Below are 17007 nucleotides of genomic sequence, written 5' to 3'. Positions count from 1 at the left end.
GGGTGCGGACGGATCACTCGGCGTACAGGTAGAAGCGGGTGTGGTCGAGCAGTTCGGAGGGGCGCACCTGCCACGGGGACAGGGGCTCGTCGAGGCTGACGACCCGGCCGTGCTGGGGGTCGGATGCGGGCAGCGGCCGGGCGGGCTCGTATCCGGAGCCCCGGTGGCGGCGCTGCCAGCGGGCCCAGATGAGGTCGATGAAGGTGTGGTGGAGCCAGAAGACGGGGTCGTTGGGCGAGGTCCCGCCGGTCATCTGGCCGCCGACCCACAGGTGGACCCGGTTGTGGTTGTGCCAGCCCTCCTGCTCGCCGACGGTCCAGCCCTCGACCTTGTTGCGGAAGCCGGCGGTGGTGGAGGTGGAGTCCCAGGGGGCGCTGTCGTAGACCGGGTCGCCGATGGCCCACTCCAGTTCGGCGGGGGTGGGCAGCGCGACGGGATCGGCCGGGCGGCCGAAGCTGCGCATGAGGTACTTCTCCTCGGTGACGCCCACGTCCACCGGCCAGTTGCCCCCGTCGAAGGCGAACGGACCCGTCATGACGCGGTGGTCGCCGGGGCGGCCGTCGCCGCCGAGGAAGTCGTCGGTCCACGGGGACGAGGAGGGCGCCTGGTCCACCGTCCAGTCCCAGTAGGGCAGGGTCACCGCGGGGTCGACCTGCTGGAGGGCGCGTTCGAACTCCAGCAGGTACTGGCGGTGCCAGGGGAAGAAGGAGGGGGACATGTGCCCCACCCGCTGTCCGCCCTCGCCGTCGGAGACGAAGTACCGGCCGTGCAGCCGGACGAACTCGTCGTAGACGCCACGTCGTTTGACCTCCAGGACGGCGCCCACGAACCTCGCGCGCTCGTCGGGGTCCAGGTCCTTCTGGTTCTTGCGGGTGTACACGTGTGTCCGTTTCCCCGCCTCGGCGGCGGTCGGTGGTGGTCGGCGGCGGTCAGTGGTGGTGGAAGGAGGCCGTCGAGAGCTGTGCGGTGCCGATCTCGTCCACGGCCGCGCGCGCCGCCTCCAGCGGCGTCGGGAACGACCGGTAGTGGTTGACGAGACTCAGGTAGCTGCCGTCGGCGCGGCGCATGACGTGCAGCGGACGGCCGTCGATGCTGATCTCCACGCCCGGTCCGGAGGCAGGGGCGGCGGCGCCCCGGGCGGAGGCGTAGCGGACGGGGACCGGCCCGCCCTGGATCCGGCGGCCCCGGTACACCTCGTCGAAGGTGCCGCGGGGGGCGGCCGGGGCGGGGGCGGGGGCCGGGTCGGCCAGCACGATGGGGGCGACGGCGGCGCTGGTGCCGACGACCACCGCGGTGGTCAGGGCGGCGCGCATCATGTCCCGGCGGGTGACGGGGGCGGTGCGGGGGCTCATGCGGGCTGCTCCTGGAGGGTGGTGGGTGCTTGGGCGGCGGCCGTGAGGTCCTCCACGACGGCGCGGACTATGTCGTCGGCCCGTTCGAGGACGGAGGGCATGCCGGAGGTGAAGAAGAGGGTTCCGGCGCCCATGTCGCCGATGGCGTGCATCCGGCGGTGCGCCCGCCCCCCGCCCACGGCCCGGCTGGTGGCCGGTTCGACGCGCAGACCGCCGTGCGGGTGGTACTCGCCGATGCCGTCCTCGACGAGGGAGTCGAGGAAGGGGCGGGCCCGCTCGGGCACCCGGTGCGAGGGGGCACTGACGGCGTTGATGACGACGTCGCTCTCGTACTCCCCGGTGTCGGCGGCGACGTGGAAGCCTCCCGCGGCCAGCGGCTTCACGTTCCACAGGCCGCCCGTGACGTGCAGCCGGCCGGTCCGGTGCAGGTCGAGGAGCCGGCGCGCGTTGGCGGGCGGCATCGGGCAGCACAGGCTCATCACGGCCCGGTAGTGGTTCTCGCGGATGAACCGCTGGTCCTCCGGGCGCAGCAGGGTCCAGGCGTCCGGGCCGCTCTCGGGCACCGCGTGCTGCAGGACCCGCAGGCCGGTGTCCGCCGCGTCGAGGTCCTCGTACTGGCGGCGCAGCCGCTCCATCGGGGCCTCGTCGCCGAGGGAGAGCAGTTCGGCCAGGACCACGGACGGGTCGGCGCCGTGTTCGGCCAGCTCCCGCCCGAGGAGGTCGAGTACGTCGCCCAGCTCGATCCACCGGTCGTCGGACCGGGCGGCCGCCGCGTGCAGGGCGGCCGGGGTGAAGTGCGTGATCTCCGGGAAGACGGGTCGCTGGCGGACGGCCGGGAGCGCGCCGTTGCGGGAGGCCATGGTGATCCGGCCCCGGTGGCCGTGGGCGGCGAGGGAGACCACGGCGTCGACGGCGGCGAGGCCGGTGCCGAGGACGGTGACGTCGGCGGACTCCGGGACCGCGGCGACGGTGGTGCCGAGCGGGTAGGGGTCGCCGAAGTAGCCCGGGGATCCGTGGAGTCCGTAGTGGTCGGCGGGGCGGCCGGCGCCGACGGCGCAGACCACGTAGTCGAAGGCCTGCGACCGGCCGTCGGAGGAGGTCAGCACCACCTCCCGGTCGGTCTCGCGGGCGGCGACGACCGCCTCCCTGACGATCCGGACGGGCAGACCGTCGAGGGAGAGCGCGCGGACGGCGGTCTCACCGGTGCGCTCCAGGTAGCTGCCGAACACCCAGCGGGGCGGGAAGTAGCCGTCGGCGGCGTAGTCCCCCTCCCCGAAGGGCAGGCCGAACTCGCGGAGCCAGCGCAGGAAGTGGCCGGGGTCGCCGACGCGCGCGCTCATCTCGGACGGGATGATGTTGGCGAGGACGGCGTCGGTGTCGAGCTGGTAGGCGCGCCCGCGCCAGAGGCTGCCCGAGGGCTCGAAGACGGTGATCGTCCCCCGCCCGAGGCCGGGGGTGCGGGACAGCCGGTCCAGCAGGCAGACGGCTGCGGCCCCTCCGCCGACCAGGGCGATGCGCGTCGGCGGGCGGTCACTGGAGTTCGTGTTCATGGTCACCCTTCACGGAAAAGGAGTCAGTCGGGGAGGGGCCGGCGCGCGTGCGGTCAGTGCGCGGCGGCGGGCCGCGGGGCGGCGGACGGGTCCTGCGGGGCTGCCGGGGCGGGGCGGCGGCGGGAGCTCGCGTAGAGCAGGCCGAGGCCGATCAGCGCCCAGACCACGAGCACCAGGACGGGTCCGCCCGCGCCCGCTCCGTCGAAGGGGCCCACCGTGCGCAGCAGCGTGGCGGCGGCGCCGGCGGGAAGGAACTGGCCGATCGCGCCGAACGGCTGGGGCAGCATCTCGGGGGCCGAGGCCAGACCGGAGAGCGGGTTGCCGACCACGAACATCAGCACCGCGCCGACGGCGATCCCGGGCGGTCCGACCAGCGAGCCGAGGCCGGTGATCACGGAGACCATGGCGAGCTCCAGCAGGGCCACGATGCCGGCGTTGACGAAGTAGTTTCCGGGCAGCACCCCACTGAGGTGCGTGAGCATCAGGGAGCTGAGCAGGCCGGAGACGACGGCGAAGCCGACGGCGCCGAGGAGTCGGGCGCCCGCGTCGCGGACCTTGAGGACGAAGAGCAGGGCCGCGATCACCGCGGTGATCAGCAGCGGCAGGAAGCCCGTGGACAGCCCCGCGCCGTGCGGGTCGTCGGCGTCGGCGGGCACCACGTCGGTGACGCGGACGGGGCCGCCGGCGAGCTCCTGCGCCTGGCCGGTGAGGGTCTGGGCCACGGTGGGCGACGCGGCGGAGGCGAGGTGCAGTTCCAGCCCGCCGGAGACCGGCAGCAGGACGCCGTAGGCCTCGCGGTCGCGCAGGGCGGCGTCGGCCTCCTCGGCGGTGGCCGCGCTCTTGACCGCGTAGGCGCCCGGTGCGGCCTCGCGCAGCCGCTCGGTGAGCTGCTCCGCGCCCGGGGCGGCGACGACGAGGACGGGCAGGTCGCGGGGTTCGGCGCGGGAGGCCGACCACGAGAACCAGCCGCCGATGACGAACTGCACGATCGCGACGATGATGAGGACGGTGCGCGCTTCGGCGCGCGGTGAGGCTGTGGAACTCATGAGGGGCTTCCTGGGATCTGGGGCGGCCGGCCGGTGTGCTGCTCGGTGCGCGGGTGGCTACTCGTCGAGCAGATCGGGCTGTTCGGCCGTGATCTCGTCCCACATGATCTGGAAGCTGTAGCGGCCGAGCTGTTCGTCGCCGAAGCCGTCGCGGGCCAGCAGGGCCTGCTCGTGGGACATGGGGACGGGGCGGCCGGCGGCGAGGGCGAGGAGCTGGACGCGGGCGCAGCTCTCGTAGGTGAAGAACCAGTGGACGGCCTCTTCGAGGGAGCCGCCGACGGTGATCAGGCCGTGGTGGCGCAGCAGCATGGCGCGCTTGGCGCCGAGGCGGTCGGCGATGTCCCGGCCGTGCTCGATCTTGATGGCGGGGCCGTCGTAGTCCCCGTAGAGGACCTGGTCCTGGTAGAAGGCCGCGGACTCCTGGTCGTAGGGCTCCAGCAGCCGTTCCAGGGCGCCCAGGGCGCGGGCGTGGACGGTGTGGCCGTGGGCGATGGCGTTGGCCTCGGGGCGCTCGTGGATCGAGGAGTGGATGGTGAAGGCGCTCGGGTTGACCTTGCCGGTGCCGTCGACGACCCGGCCGGTGGCGTCGACGCGGATCAGGTCGGCCACGCGGACGCGGTTGAAGGAGACGCCGAAGGGGTTGACCCAGAAGGTGTCGTGGTCCTCGGGGTCGCGGACCGAGATGTGGCCGGAGATGCCCTCGGCGTAGCCCTCCTTGCCGAACAGGCGCATGGCCGCGGCCAGTCGCTGCTTGCGGTGGCGGCGTTCCTCGTCGGTGGAGGAGAAGACGGGATCGGCGGGGATGGGCAGGCCGGTGTGGGTGTCGGCGAGGAAGGCTTCCTGCGGGGCGGTGGTGGTGGACACGTCGCTGTCTCCTGGAGGGTCGGATTCGAGCCCGCCCGTTCCCGTTCCCCCTGGGTGCGTCCGGGCAGCACAAAGCCCGCGACGGGTAGGGAGAATTCCGCCGTAACCCCAGGTCAGTGGGGGTTGGCGCGTGGGGAGGGCATCAGCTCCTGCACCTGAATCCTGTCCCACGGAAGGGCCGTTTTCCGGCCTCCAGTGACGCTCCACGGCTTCATAAGCGTGCGATTCACGTTTGCGCAGCGCGCCGGATTACGGACATAGCGCCACAGAACCGATGCCGTGGTGTCAGGCCCGCAGGTCGGCCATCCAGGACTCGACCTCGTCGGACCGGCGCGGCAGGGCCGCCGAGAGGTTCTCGTTGCCGTCCTCGGTGACGAGGACGTCGTCCTCGATCCGGACGCCGATGCCGCGGTACTCCTCGGGGACGGTCAGGTCGTCGGCCTGGAAGTACGGGCCGGGCTCCACGGTGAGCACGACGCCGGGTTCCAGGACCCCGTCGGCGTACGCCTCGGCGCGGGCGGCGGCGCAGTCGTGGAAGTCGCGGAAGCGGGCGCCGGGCCTGACGGCGGCGATCCCGGCCTCCTGCGCGTCGTGGACCGCGTCGTAGACCGTGCGCTGGAGCGGGGAGAAGGTGCCGCTGACGGGCAGGGTGCGGGTGCCGTCGGCGGCGTAGAGGGTGCGGGTCTCCACGCCGGCGTCGTGGCCGCGCAGGACCCGGACCGGGCCGCCGTCCTCCTCGGGCTCCAGGACCAGGACGGCGTCCTCGGACCGGTCGCCGGTCAGATGGACGTAGTCGGAGCAGGCGCGGAAGGGGTGGTACGTGTCGTTGGCGCGGACCCGCGGGTTGCCCCCGGGATCACCAGGCGCTCGCCCGGGAAGCGGGCGGAGAGCGCCGCGCGCCGGCGGGCGGTGTGGGCGGCCTGCGGGAGGGGCTCGATGTCGTGGCGCTCGGTGCCGGCCCAGCCCTGCCGCATGTTCGCGGCGAGCTCGTCGCTCACCCCCCGCCGGGGGCCCCGCTCCGCTCCGCGCCACCGGCCCGCCCGGCGCCCTCTCCCCCGGACGCCAGGTCCCCCTCGCCGGACCGCCGGATTTCGGACGAACGCTCGGTCACAACCGCTGCCTGAATTCGCTCCGTTCACCGTCAAAGACCGCCAAACCCCTCCCGTGGTCCCCAGGGGTCTCCGCCATCGTGGCACGGCCCGGGCCCTGCGGGCCGGGAGTGACGCCGGGTCCGCGCGCTAGGGTTCGCACGTGAGTTTCTATGTCGTCGTGGGATTCGGGCCCGCCGGTGCGGCCACGGCCCGGCTGCTGGCCGGGCGGGGACACTCCGTACGGGTCGTCACCAGATCGGGCCGTGCCCCGGAACCGGGCATCGAGCACGTCGCACTGGACGCCGCCGACGGCGACCGGCTGACCGAGGCCGTACGGGGCGCCGCCGCCGTCTTCGGCTGCGCCGCACCGCCCTACCACCGCTGGGCGGCCGAATGGCCCGCGCTGACCTCGGCCCTGTGCACGGCGGCCGAGCGGACCGGGGCCGTGCTGGTCATGCTCGGCAACCTCTACGGCTACGGCCCGGTGAACATCCCCCTCACCGAGGAGCTGCCGCTCGCGGCGACCGGCCCCAAGGGGCGGGTGCGGGCCGCCGCGTGGGAGACGGTCCGGACCCTGCACGAACAGGGCCGCCTGAAGGCCGTCGAGCTGCGGGCCTCGGACTTCTTCGGCCCCGGGGTGACCGACGGCGGGCACCTGGCCGGCCGGGTCGTACCGCAGGTGCTGCGCGGCCGGCCCGTCTCCGCCCTCGGCGACCCCGACGCCCCGCACAGCTGGACCTACCTCCCCGACGTGGCCGCGGCGCTGGCCGAGGCCGCGGGCGAGGAACGGTCCTGGGGCCGCGCCTGGCACGTCCCGACCGGACCGGCCCTGTCCGTAAGGGAGATGGTCGCCCGGCTCGCCGCCGAGGCGGGCACCGGGCCCGTCCCCGTACGCGCACTGCCGTCGGCCGTGCTGGGCGCGCTCTCGCTCTTCTCCCCCCTGATGCGTGAGCTCAAGGAGATCCGTTACCAGTTCGACCGCCCGTTCGTGGTCGATTCCAGCGCCTGGGAAACCGCCTTCGCGGTCCGGGCCACGCCCGTCGACGAGCAGGTCAAGACGACGGTCGCATGGTGGCGCGAGCGACTGACCACCGCCGGGTGACACGCGTGGCGCAGACGGACGGCTCCGCGGGATCCCCGGCGGCCCGGCACGACGACGTCGCGATCGTGGGCATGGCCTGCCGGTTCCCGGGGGCGCGGAACGTGAACGCGTACTGGCGCCTCCTGACGGACCCGCGGCCCCAGTTCACCGCCATCCCGCAGTCGCGGTGGAACGCCTCCGCGTTCCTCAGCGAGAACTTCCGCGACCCGTCGACGACGTACACGGACACCATGGCGCTGCTGCCGGACGTGGGCCACTTCGACGCGGCGCACTACGGCATCCCCCCACGACGGGCCCGGTCGATGGACCCCCAGCACCGGCTGCTGATCGACCTCGCCCGCGAGGCGATCCAGGACGCGGGGTGGGAGACCGAGGGCTTCGACCGCGAGGAGACCTCGGTGATCACCTCGCTCACCGAGAGCGGCTACCGCGAGCTCAGCACCCTGCAGATCCGGATGCGCCAGGTGGCCGGCGGCGAGTTCGGGGCCCGGCCGGACGGTCCCCGGTGGCTGGAGACGGTCCGGGGCGTGGACCACCTCCAGGGCACGTCGGTGGCCGGACTCCTGCTCAACATGGGCCCGAACAGCATCAGTTCCGTCTTCGACCTGCACGGCGAGAGCTACGCGCTGGACTCGGCGTGCTCCGGTGGGCTGATGGCCGTGGCGAACGCCGTGTTCGCGCTGCGCGCGGGCCGCACCCGCATCGCGCTGGCGGGCGGCGCCCAGCTGATCCTCACCCCCGACCTGCTGGTGGGCCTGAGCCGGATCGGCGCCATCTCGCGCAGCGGCCGGTGCCTGCCGTTCGGGGCGGGGGCCGACGGCTTCGTCCTGGGCGAGGGCGCCGGGGTCCTGGTGCTGCGCCCGCTGGCCGACGCGCTGGCCGCGGGCGACCGCGTCTACGCGGTGATCCGCGGGGTGGGCACGGCCAACGACGGGACCGTGCAGGGCGGTATGCACCCCCAGGCGGCCGGTCAGCTCCGGGCGCTGCGCCGGGCCTACCGCGACGCGGGCCTGGCCTCGGACTCGGTCGGGTACCTGGAGGCGCACGGCACGGGGACGACGGTCGGCGACCCGGTCGAGGTCGGGGTGCTGCGCGAACTGCGCGGTGCGGACGCGGCGCCCGCCTTCCTCGGTGCGGTGAAGGCGGTGGTGGGCCATTCCCTCAACGCCGCGGGGATGGCCGGGCTCATCAAGACCGTCCTGGCCGTGCACCGGGGGGTGGTACCGCCCCAGCCGGAGTTCGAACCGGCGGAGCCCGCGGCCCTCGACGCCGCGCGGCTGGTCGTCCCGACGGAGGCGACGCCGTGGCCGCGGACCCGGGGGCCGCGCCGGGCCGGGGTGAGCGCCTTCGGCTTCGGCGGCACCGGCGTCCACCTGGTGGTGGAGGAGTGCGCCGCCCCGGCGCCGGCCGTGCCCGACGCGGCCGGGGAGCCGCACCTCCTGGTGCTCAGCGCCCGTGACCGGGCGGGGCTGGCCCGCTACGCCCTCGATCTGGCGGAGGTCCTCACCGAGGACCGGCCCCCGCTGGCCCGGGTCGCGGACACCCTGGCGCGCCGTACGCCCTTCGCGGAGCGGCTGACGGTGGTGGCGCGGGACGCGGCCGAGGCCGCGGTCCGGCTGACCGCCGCGGCCGGGGCCGTCACGGCGGGCCTCGCCGTGCGTGGCGCCGACGACCCCGTACCGCCTCCCGCGACGGAGCGGACACCGCCGTGCACTTTGCCGCCCAGCCCCCTGGCGCCCCGCCACCACTGGGTGGTGGACGCATCGGCCCGCGAGACCGTGGACCCGGGCGGCCGTGTGGAGGAACCCCCGCGGGCTGCGCCCGCGGTCGTGCCCTCCGCCGCGCCGGGCGGGTCCGCCGCGTCCGTCGTCCTCGAAGCGGTGTCGCGCACCGGGGTCTTCCCGCTCTCCGACCTGAGCGAGCGGATGGTGCTGACGACCGATCTCGGCTTCGACTCCCTGATGCTCCAGGAGCTGGACGTCATCCTCGCGCGGCACGCGCCGGGGTTCCCCACCGAGGAGACCTTCAAGCCCGGCCTCACCATCGGGCGGCTGACGGAACTGGTCGCCCCCTACCTCGCGCTCCCGCCCGCCCCCGCCGCTCCCGCGCGCGAGCCGTGGGAGGTGCAGGAGCCGTGCGGGGACGAGTACGCCGCCACGGCGAGCGTCGACGGGTTCCCGGAGGTGCGGCAGTTCGAGGAACGTCTGGAGGCGATCACCGCCGACGGCGCGGAGTTCCCGTACTTCCGGGTCCACCGGGGCACGATCCGCGACACGACCGTGATCGGCGACCGGGAGTACCTCTCCTTCGGTTCCTACAACTACCTGGGGCTCTCGGGCCATCCGGCGGTCACCGCCGCCGTCCACGAAGCGGTGGACCGGTACGGGACCTCGGTCTCGGCGAGCCGGGTGCTCTCCGGCGAACGGGAGCTGACCGTACGGCTGGAGCGGGCGCTCGCCCGCTTCCTCGGCGTCGAGGACTGCCTGGCGCTGGTCAGCGGCCACGCCACCAACGTCACCGCGATCGGGCACCTCGTCGGAGCCGGGGACCTGGTGCTGCACGACGCCCTCGCCCACGACAGCATCCTGCAGGGCTGCGCGCTGTCCGGGGCGGCCCGGCGGCCCTTCGCCCACAACGACACGGACCAGCTGGCGCACATGCTGCGGGTCAACCGGCCACGGTTCCGGCGGGTACTGATCGCCGTCGAGGGCGCCTACAGCATGGACGGCGACCTGGTGGACCTGCCGGCCGTGATCGAGCTGAAGAAACGATACGGCGCGCTGTTGATGGTCGACGAGGCCCACAGCATCGGCACCGTGGGCGAACACGGCCGCGGTGTGGGCGAGTTCTTCGGCGTCGACCGGTCCGGAGTGGACCTGTGGATGGGCACCCTCTCCAAGGCCTTCGCCAGCTGCGGCGGTTACCTCGGCGGTTCGGCCCGGATGGTGCGGTGGCTGCGGCACACGCTGCCCGGCTTCGTCTACAGCGTCGGCCTGACCCCGGCCAACGCGGCCGCCGCGCTGGCCGCGAGCGAGCTGATCACCGCGGACCGGGTCCGTGCCCTGCGCCGCAACGCCGAGCTCTTCCTCTCGCTGGCCGCCTCCGCCGGTCTCGCGACCGGCTCCAGCGCCCACACCCCGATCGTGCCGTGCCTCCTCGGCGACTCGGCGAGGACCCTGCGCGTCGCCGGCCGGCTGTACGACCGCGGGGTGATCGCCGATCCGATCTTCCATCCCGCGGTGGAGGAGGGGCTCTCCCGGCTGCGGTTCTTCGTCACCTCCGACCACCGCGAAGAGGACGTCCGCCGGGCCGTGTCGATCCTGGCCCAGGAGGTGGCGGCGGCCGGGGGCTGACACCTCCGGCCCCACGCGGGACCGTCCGGGGGCGTACGCCCCGGGGCGGGTCCGGCCGCGCGATTGCAGCCCACGGCACCATGCCCTCGGGGCGCCCTCCCGGCAGGGTTGCCCTTGTGATCGAAGTCAACGAACTCACCAAGCGCTACGGCGCCAGGACCGCCGTCGACCGGCTGTCCTTCACGGTCCGGCCGGGCCGCGTCACCGGGTTCCTCGGCCCGAACGGAGCCGGCAAGACCACCACCCTGCGGATGCTCCTCGGCCTGGACCGGCCCACCTCCGGCTCCGCCACCGTCTCCGGCGTCCCCTTCCGCGACCACCCGCGCGGACTGCGGCACGCGGGCGCCCTCCTCGACGCCGGCCAGGTGCACGGCGGACGCAGCGCCACGGCCCACCTGTCGGCGCTGGCCCGGAGCAACGGCATCCCGGCGCGCCGGGTGGACGAGGTGCTCCAGGAGGTCGGCCTGACCGGGGCGGCGGCCCGTCGCGCGGGCGGGTTCTCGCTCGGCATGAAGCAGCGCCTCGGGATCGCCACCGCCCTCCTCGGCGATCCCCCGGTGCTGATGTTCGACGAGCCCGTCAACGGCATGGACCCGGAGGGCGTGCTCTGGATGCGCGGCCTGTTCCGGCGGCTGGCGGCCGAGGGCCGTACGGTCTTCCTCTCCAGCCATCTGATGTCGGAGATGCAGAACACCGCCGACGACCTCGTCGTCATCGGCCGCGGCCGGCTCATCGCCGCCGAGTCGGTACGGGAGTTCGCGGCCCGCAGCACCCGGCCCGGCACCGTCGTCGGCACGTCGCGGGCGGCCGAACTGGGGGCGCTGCTGGCCGGCGCGGGCGCTTCGGTCGAGCCGCAGGGCCCGGCGGACACCCGCAGGCTCGTGGTGACCGGGCTGGCGGCGGACCGGATCGGGGCGCTCGCCCTGGCGCACGGGATCGTGCTCGACGAACTGACCCCGCGCACGGCTTCCCTGGAGGAGGCCTTCATGGAACTGACCGCCGACAGCGTCGAATACCCCACCGGACGGACCCGATGACCCGAACCGCCCCCGCCCACGCCCACGCCCCCGCCCACGCGCCCTCCGTCGCCTCCGCCACCTCCGCCGCCGGGCCTCCCGCCCGCTTCGGTGACCTGCTCGCCGCCGAGTGGATCAAGATGCGCTCCCTGCGCTCCACGTGGTGGACCATCGCCCTCACCGCGCTGTTCGTCATCGGGTGCGCCACCGTCGCCTCGCTGGCGGACCACGGCGGCACCAGCGGCTTCCTGCCCTTCGACGCCTTCACACCGGGCGCCTACATGACGCTGATGCTCGTCTCCGGCAGCGTCGGGGCCGTCACGATCGTGAGCGAGCACGGGAGCGGGCTGATCCGGACCACCATGGTGGCCGTACCCGCCCGTCATGCGGTGGTCCTGGCCAAGGCCGTGGTCCTCGCGGCGGTGTGGACCACGGTCGGGACGGTGATCTCCCTGGCCGCCTTCCTGGCCTCCCAGGCCGTCCTCGACGGACGGCACGCCGGGGTCCCGCTCACCCATCCGGGCGTGGCCCGGGCCCTGGTGGCGTCCGCCCTGCTGGCTCCGGCCTGCGCCCTGGTCGGCCTGGGGCTCGGCGCGCTGATCAGACACACCCCGGGCAGCGTGGCCGCCACCCTGTTCACGCTCGTGATGCTGCCGCCGCTGTTCAGCACCTCCCGGCAGTGGTCGGCCGACGTCAACCACGTGATGGTGGTCAGCGCCTGGAAGCGCCTGGTGCAGAACTGGGGGGACCTCCCCGACATCAACCGCGTCCACGACGCCACGGTCCCCGGCTCCTGGGCCGTGTACGCGGTGTGGCCGCTGGTCGCGGTCGCCCTCGCGGTGGTCGTCGTACGCCGGCGCGACGTGTGACCGCGGGCCGGGGCCGGTCCGGCCCCGCCCTGCCCTGCCCGGCGCCCCGCCTCAGAACAGGGTGCGTTCGATGCGGCTGAGCGCGTCGTCGCCCTTCCCGGACGGTCCGCCGTCCGGGCCGGCGGGCGCACCGGGACCTTCCTCGGCGCCGCCCAGCCGCTGGGAGAGCAGGTAGGCGATGACCTCCGCCTCCTGTTCCTGCACGTCGTCGTAGGTGGCGCGCAGGAGCATGTCCCGGACGAGGTCGGGGTCGAGGTTGGGGAACAGGAGGCGGGAGCTCGCCTCGTCCAGCCAGCCCGCCCCGCGGTGACAGCAGATGATGTGGCCCAGCTCGTGCAAGATGATGTGCTCCTGATGCGCGCTGGTGGTGTTGGCGTCGTAGAAGATCAGGTCCTCGTCCCGTGCGGCGACCCACATGCCGCACGGCTGCGAGGCGGGCATCTGCATCGGGATCAGGGTGATGGGGCGGTCGCGGATCTCTCCGATGTAGCGGCAGAGTTCGGCCACGTCGGCCCCGTCCGGCAGGTTGAGCTCCGCGATCCGGCGCGCGCCGTCCTTGCGAAGCTTCTTGAGCTGACTGCGGCGGCCGTGATCGGCCGAGCGCCCCCTGCCGGGGACCCTCACTCCGGCTCTTCCGAGGGGTCGGTGACGGGCGGGAGGCCCTGCAACTGCCGGTACTGGTCCATGATGGCCGTGATGGCCTGGAGGTTCTCCTTCTTCATCCCGGCCGCCCGCATGGCCACGGAGCGGACTCCGGCCTGGCGCAGCGCCTCGATGGCGGCCACCTCGCTGAGGACGGACTCGGCGACCTCGTCGTCGAAGAAGTACGCGACGGAAACGCCGAAGAACCGGGCGAGGGCAGCCAGCAGGTCCGGCGAGGGGTTGGAGCGCTTGCCGGTCCGCAGCTGCGACAAGTAGACGCCGCCCGCCTTGAGTTCGGGGTTGCCCCGCTTGAGTTCCTCCGCGACCTCGGCGTTGGTCCAGTGCTTGCCCTTGGGGCGGACCGTCTTGAAGAGGTTGTCCAGACGCACTGCCAGCTTGGGCCGGTCGTCGGTCTCCGACACTGCGAATCTCCCTTCCGTCACCTCCTCGGCATTGCTCTCAGCTATCCGGAAGTTTTGCAGATTAGCGGTCAGTTGACAATCTGATCAGAGTCCGCCACCGTGGACCTCGCCGATAGCTGGCAGCTAACTTTGCTTACGGGGGTAGCCGAGTTGATGTGCTGACGGTTGTCGGTCCGGGCCGGCCCTCGGGGGATGAGGGCCGGAACCGAGCGGAACACACCCGCTCGGCCCGGAAGCAACACGGGGGAAACGGGGGGAAACAACGGGGGGACCCACGGGGGAAAACGGGGGGAACCACGGGGAGGGTGAAAAAGGGAAAACCCGCCCGGCCTGACGGGGGACAGACCGGGCGGGAGCTCTCAACCCGCTTTACCGAGTTTACGATAGACGACTGCCACTTGGGTGAGCCAGGCGACCTCCGCCGAGAAGTTGTCCGTGTCCCGGTCGTCGAAGTCGCCCGCGTCCTTGTTGAGATCGGGGACGGTCCCGGCCCGCTTCGCATCCAGGGCCTGCCTGATCCGCGCCGCCTCGGCGTGGGCCTGCCGGTACTCCTCGCCCGCTCCGGGATCCGCCGCCCCGGCGACGGGTGCGGTGCGGTCGATGTAGGGGCGCAGGTCCCGCCACCCGTCGCGTATCTCGATCACGCGGCGGTGCAGGCGGTAGTTGAGGTCCGAGACCGAGGCCGAGCCCGGCGGCTCCAGGACGATGTCCGGGGAGGACTCGTACAGGTCCCGCCAGAGCGGGTAGAGGGCCCGGTAGGAACGGTAGCTGTGGGCCCACTCCAGCAGCCTGGCGGCCGACGCCTCCCAGGAGGAGGTCGTCAGGCTGAGCGAGAGGGTGACGATCCCCGCGGCGCTGAAGACGTTCGACGCGAGCTGCCAGACGCCGATGTCGATCCCGGCCGCGGCGGTGAGGATGTTCACCGTCCGGCAGGTGCAGTAGAGGAAGAGGATCACCGCGGCCACCGACAGCATGCGCAGCGCCTGGCGCAGCGAGGCCTTGCCGGTCATCCGGGCGTAGGGACCGCACTGGCGGAAGATGGTCACGCACGGAACCGCCTGGGAGACGATGAAGACCAGGAGGTAGACGAGGACCAGCGGTTGGCCGCTGCCGGTGTTGAAGTCCGTCGCCGGCCGGCCGGGGCCGTCGGCGACGAAGAAGAGGGCGATCAGGAGCACGCTGAGGGCGATGCCGGTGATCAGCCAGTAACGGGCCTTGCGCACCGCCTCCTCGGGGTCGGCCGCCCAGCGCAACAGGATGATCTGGGCCGCGACGCAGAAGGCGACGGCCGACACGTGCATCAGCAGGATGGCGAGGTTGCCGACGCCCAGGAAGCTGTCGCCGCCCATGGCGACGGCGCCCATCGTGAAGGTGAGGCACTGCAGCAGCAGGGTGACCACGAGGGTGCGGTAGGCGTTGTCCCGCCAGCTGCGGCGCGCTTGGCAGAGCCGGTAGACGAGGGCGGCGTACGACGAGAGCGCCGCGATGACGAAGCAGAGGGTTCTTGTGGTGTTCACGGCCTGATTCCCCGCCGGTGCCGGGCGTTTCCGCGCGGCAGACGGTCTAGTCGGTGTGGGTGGGTTCGTCCGAGGGGACGGTCAGGCCGATGCCTTCGGCCGCCACCGCGATGGCGAAGTCGAAGTAGGCGGCCTCGTCCCGGACGCTGTCGTGGGTACGGCTGAAGACCTGGAACACCAGGAGCCCGATCAGGCTGCTCCAGAGCACGATCCCGCGCTCGACGAGGTCCGAGAACGGGGCGTCGGGGACCCCACCGAAGAGTTCCACGGCCTCCGGCCGGAGCAGCGGCGGTCCCGGTACGGTCCGCCGGGGCGGGAGGAGTTCGCCGCCCTCCAGCGCGGCCCGCACGATGCCGGCGAGTACGGCGGGGGTGCGCGAGGCGGGCGGGACGGTGTCCTGCGGGGCGTGGTAGCCGGGTACGGGCGAACCGTAGATCAGCGTGAACTCGCCGGTGTGGGCGAAGGACCAGGCGCGCAGGGCCCGGGTGACCGCCAGCAGCCGCGCGCCCGCCGGGGCGCCCTCGGCGACGGCGTCCGCGTCGGCCCGTTCCATGGCGGCGGCCGACGCGTCGTAGGCGTCGATCACCAACGCCGTCAACAGGTCGTCCCGGTGCGGGAAGACGGCCGCCACATCGGCGACGGCCAGCCCGCCCTCGGCGGCCACCGCCTCCGGGGACAGCCCCGGGGCCCCCGTCTTCAGCAGCAGCCGGCGCGCCACGGCCTTGATGGCCCCCACCTGCCCGGTGTTCTCATCGGTAGCACCAGTTCCGGAAAAATCCATGGCCAAACCGTACCCGTCGGCTACCGAACCCTCGATCACATTCGGACGGACGTTCCTCCCCCCATGCTGTGATCCGGGTCATGGCACCGGCCGCGGCCACCGCCGACGGTCTGGCCACCTCGACGACCTCCCAGCCCCTGGAGTGGCCGGAGCTGCGCTGGACCACTGAGGACGCGGTTCAGCGGCGTACCCGCGGCATGCCGAGGCCGATCCACGCGATGATCTCGCGCTGGATCTCGTTGTTCCCGCCGCCGAAGGTGAAGATCACCGCGCTGCGGTAGCCGCGCTCCAGTTCGCCGTGCAGGACCGCGCCGGCCGACCCGTCCTTGAGGGAACCGGCCGCGCCGACCACCTCCATGAGCCAGGCGTACGCGTCCCGGCGCGCCTCGGAGCCGTAGACCTTGACGGCGGAGGCGTCCTGCGGGGTGAGGGTGGCGGACTGGACCGCGTTCACCATCTGCCAGTTGAGCAGTTTCATCGCGTCGAGGCGGGCGTGGGTGCGGGCGAGGCGGCCGCGTACCCAGGGCAGGTCGATGACGCGGCGGCCGTCGGCCAGCTTGGTCGCGGCGGCCCAGCTCTGGACGTCATGCAGGGCGCGGATCGCCATGGTGCCGTGGGCGGCGAGGGTGACGCGTTCGTGGTTGAGCTGGTTGGTGATCAGCCGCCAGCCCTTGTTCTCCTGGCCCACGCGGCGGTCCGCCGGGACCCGGATGTCCTCGTAGTGGCTGGCGGTGGTGTCGTGCGAGGCCAGGGTGTTGATCAGGGTGCAGGAGTAGCCGGGGTCGGAGGTCGGCACGAGGAGCATGGTGATGCCCTTGTGCGCGGGGGCGTCCGGGTCGGTGCGCACGGCCAGCCAGACCCAGTCGGCGGTGTCCCCGTTGGTGGTCCAGATCTTCTGGCCGTTCACCACGTAGGTGCCGGTCTCCTCGTCGCCTTCGCGGACGGCCTTGCACCGGAGGGCGGCGAGGTCGGTGCCCGCGTCGGGCTCGCTGTAGCCGATGGCGAAGTCGATCTCCCCGGCGAGGATCCTGGGGAGGAAGTACGCCTTCTGCTCGTCGGTGCCGAACTGCATGAGGGTGGGACCGACGGTGTTCAGCGCCATCAGCGGCAGCGGGACGACGGCCTGCGCGGCCTCGTCGAAGAAGATGAACTGGTCCATCGGCGAAATGCCGCGCCCGCCGTACTCCTTCGGCCAGCCGACGCCGAGCCAGCCGTCGGCACCGAGACGGCGGATGGTCTCCCGGTAGAAGCGCTTCTGCGCGGCCGGGTCCTCGTAGCGGGCGTAGACGTCCTGCGGCACGAGCTCGGCGAAGTAGGCGCGCAGCTCGGTGCGCAACCGCTGCTGCTCAGGCGTGTATTCGAGGTGCACGGCCCCTCCGGGAGTCTCGCGGTCCAGCCGGTC

The 17007-nt window shown here is 73.2% G+C and carries 14 protein-coding genes and 1 pseudogene; 4 read left to right on the top strand and 11 right to left on the bottom strand.

Annotated features, from left to right (window positions below):
• Window positions 1-13 precede the first annotated feature (13 nt).
• The 6 genes and pseudogenes from SLAV_RS32750 to SLAV_RS43255 all read right to left on the bottom strand — a co-directional run bounded on the left by SLAV_RS32750 (window position 14) and on the right by SLAV_RS43255 (window position 5810).
• Window positions 14-880, bottom strand: a complete 867-nt coding sequence (locus SLAV_RS32750) for a tyrosinase family protein (protein ID WP_030231593.1) — start codon at window positions 878-880, stop codon at window positions 14-16.
• A 49-nt stretch (window positions 881-929) separates the two neighbouring features.
• The gene (locus SLAV_RS32745) at window positions 930-1352 is read right to left on the bottom strand and encodes a tyrosinase family oxidase copper chaperone (protein ID WP_030231595.1); all 423 of its coding nucleotides are present in this window, start codon (window positions 1350-1352) and stop codon (window positions 930-932) included.
• Window positions 1349-2902 carry an FAD/NAD(P)-binding protein gene (locus SLAV_RS32740; RefSeq protein WP_051841041.1) on the bottom strand — a complete coding sequence of 518 codons (1554 nt, stop codon included), beginning with the start codon at window positions 2900-2902 and terminating at the stop codon, window positions 1349-1351. The genes SLAV_RS32745 and SLAV_RS32740 overlap by 4 nt, the downstream gene beginning before the upstream one ends.
• Before the next feature lie 53 nt (window positions 2903-2955).
• Window positions 2956-3948 carry an ABC transporter permease gene (locus SLAV_RS32735; protein WP_037687530.1) on the bottom strand — a complete coding sequence of 331 codons (993 nt, stop codon included), beginning with the start codon at window positions 3946-3948 and terminating at the stop codon, window positions 2956-2958.
• A gap of 57 nt (window positions 3949-4005) precedes the next feature.
• Entirely contained in the window at window positions 4006-4812 is an 807-nt protein-coding gene (locus tag SLAV_RS32730; RefSeq protein WP_030231601.1) for a class II aldolase/adducin family protein, read from the bottom strand.
• A 285-nt stretch (window positions 4813-5097) separates the two neighbouring features.
• A pseudogene (locus SLAV_RS43255) lies at window positions 5098-5810 on the bottom strand (aminopeptidase P N-terminal domain-containing protein).
• A gap of 253 nt (window positions 5811-6063) precedes the next feature.
• Here SLAV_RS43255 and SLAV_RS32720 point away from each other — a divergent pair.
• The 4 genes from SLAV_RS32720 to SLAV_RS32705 all read left to right on the top strand — a co-directional run bounded on the left by SLAV_RS32720 (window position 6064) and on the right by SLAV_RS32705 (window position 12243).
• Window positions 6064-7005, top strand: a complete 942-nt coding sequence (locus SLAV_RS32720) for an NAD-dependent epimerase/dehydratase family protein (RefSeq protein ID WP_030231607.1) — start codon at window positions 6064-6066, stop codon at window positions 7003-7005.
• Entirely contained in the window at window positions 6972-10358 is a 3387-nt protein-coding gene (locus SLAV_RS32715; RefSeq protein WP_078950383.1) for an aminotransferase class I/II-fold pyridoxal phosphate-dependent enzyme, read from the top strand. The genes SLAV_RS32720 and SLAV_RS32715 overlap by 34 nt, the downstream gene beginning before the upstream one ends.
• Before the next feature lie 116 nt (window positions 10359-10474).
• Entirely contained in the window at window positions 10475-11395 is a 921-nt protein-coding gene (locus tag SLAV_RS32710) for an ABC transporter ATP-binding protein (protein WP_030231611.1), read from the top strand.
• Window positions 11392-12243 (top strand): ABC transporter permease, encoded by an 852-nt coding sequence (locus SLAV_RS32705; protein ID WP_051841043.1) that lies wholly within the window; start codon window positions 11392-11394, stop codon window positions 12241-12243. Before SLAV_RS32710 ends, SLAV_RS32705 begins: the two co-directional genes overlap by 4 nt.
• Window positions 12244-12294: 51 nt before the next feature.
• Here SLAV_RS32705 and SLAV_RS32700 read toward each other — a convergent pair whose 3' ends face one another.
• The 5 genes from SLAV_RS32700 to SLAV_RS32675 all read right to left on the bottom strand — a co-directional run bounded on the left by SLAV_RS32700 (window position 12295) and on the right by SLAV_RS32675 (window position 16974).
• Window positions 12295-12867 carry a toxin gene (locus SLAV_RS32700; protein ID WP_030231615.1) on the bottom strand — a complete coding sequence of 191 codons (573 nt, stop codon included), beginning with the start codon at window positions 12865-12867 and terminating at the stop codon, window positions 12295-12297.
• Window positions 12864-13307, bottom strand: coding sequence for a helix-turn-helix domain-containing protein (locus tag SLAV_RS32695; RefSeq protein WP_030231618.1), 444 nt, complete (start codon window positions 13305-13307; stop codon window positions 12864-12866). Before SLAV_RS32695 ends, SLAV_RS32700 begins: the two co-directional genes overlap by 4 nt.
• 359 nt (window positions 13308-13666) lie before the next feature.
• Window positions 13667-14824 carry an MAB_1171c family putative transporter gene (locus tag SLAV_RS32690; RefSeq protein ID WP_030231620.1) on the bottom strand — a complete coding sequence of 386 codons (1158 nt, stop codon included), beginning with the start codon at window positions 14822-14824 and terminating at the stop codon, window positions 13667-13669.
• 46 nt (window positions 14825-14870) lie between these two features.
• Entirely contained in the window at window positions 14871-15560 is a 690-nt protein-coding gene (locus SLAV_RS32685; protein ID WP_234333657.1) for a TetR-like C-terminal domain-containing protein, read from the bottom strand.
• 223 nt (window positions 15561-15783) lie between these two features.
• Window positions 15784-16974 carry an acyl-CoA dehydrogenase family protein gene (locus SLAV_RS32675; RefSeq protein ID WP_030231624.1) on the bottom strand — a complete coding sequence of 397 codons (1191 nt, stop codon included), beginning with the start codon at window positions 16972-16974 and terminating at the stop codon, window positions 15784-15786.
• Window positions 16975-17007 lie beyond the last annotated feature (33 nt).

It is taken from the genome of Streptomyces lavendulae subsp. lavendulae, assembly GCF_002803845.1.
Lineage (GTDB): Bacteria > Actinomycetota > Actinomycetes > Streptomycetales > Streptomycetaceae > Streptomyces > Streptomyces lavendulae.
The sequence above is the reverse complement of the archived record's forward strand: the minus strand, read 5'-3'. Positions and strand labels throughout refer to the sequence as shown.

What these genes read in the sequence shown, in the direction of transcription:
- SLAV_RS32745 (WP_030231595.1), bottom strand. Translation starts at nt 1,352, where the DNA reads ATGAGCCCCCGCACCGCCCCCGTCACCCGCCGGGACATGATGCGCGCC.
- SLAV_RS32715 (WP_078950383.1), top strand. Translation starts at nt 6,972, where the DNA reads ATGGTGGCGCGAGCGACTGACCACCGCCGGGTGACACGCGTGGCGCAG.
- SLAV_RS32740 (WP_051841041.1), bottom strand. Translation starts at nt 2,902, where the DNA reads ATGAACACGAACTCCAGTGACCGCCCGCCGACGCGCATCGCCCTGGTC.
- SLAV_RS32705 (WP_051841043.1), top strand. Translation starts at nt 11,392, where the DNA reads ATGACCCGAACCGCCCCCGCCCACGCCCACGCCCCCGCCCACGCGCCC.
- SLAV_RS32735 (WP_037687530.1), bottom strand. Translation starts at nt 3,948, where the DNA reads ATGAGTTCCACAGCCTCACCGCGCGCCGAAGCGCGCACCGTCCTCATC.